This is a genomic window from Vibrio sp. 1641 (assembly GCF_033339995.1).
Classification (GTDB): Bacteria; Pseudomonadota; Gammaproteobacteria; order Enterobacterales; family Vibrionaceae; genus Vibrio; species Vibrio alginolyticus.
In genome coordinates this window covers 1-599 of record NZ_JAWOVP010000327.1, presented here as the reverse complement: position 1 = coordinate 599, position 599 = coordinate 1, and the positions used below count along the sequence as shown (strand labels likewise).

General features: G+C 48.7%; 1 protein-coding gene. It reads left to right on the top strand.

Going from position 1 to position 599, the window contains the following annotated elements; translation table 11 throughout:
• The coding region (locus R7Z47_RS25790; RefSeq protein ID WP_318130887.1) for an IMP dehydrogenase at positions 1 to 599 on the top strand (599 nt) is incomplete at both ends.

The window sequence follows — 599 nt, the reverse complement described above, 5'->3', positions numbered from 1 at the left end:
CTGAAGCTCGTCTAGCTATCGCGCTAGCGCAAGAGGGTGGCATTGGCTTTATCCACAAGAACATGTCTATTGAGCAACAGGCTGCCGAAGTTCGTAAAGTAAAGAGTTTCGAAGCGGGTGTTGTATCAGACCCTGTGACAGTGAACCCAGACGCAACCATCGCTGACGTAGTCGCTCTGACTGAAAAGCACGGTTTTGCAGGGTTCCCTGTAGTAACAGAGCACAACGAGCTAGTGGGTATCATCACTGGTCGTGACGTACGCTTTGTGACTGACCTATCTAAGAAAGTGTCTGCGGTAATGACGCCTAAAGAGCGTCTAGCTTCTGTAAAAGAAGGTGCAACTCGTGAAGAAGTTCAAGAGAAAATGCATGAAGCACGCGTTGAAAAAGTACTGGTAGTGAACGATGAGTTCAAACTAACCGGTATGATCACTGCTAAAGACTTCCACAAAGCAGAACGTAAACCAAACGCATGTAAAGATGAGCGCGGTCGTCTACGTGTTGGCGCTGCTGTTGGTGCTGGTGCGGGTAACGAAGAACGTGTTGCTGCACTTGTAGAAGCAGGCGTTGACGTGCTACTTATCGACTCTTCTCACGGT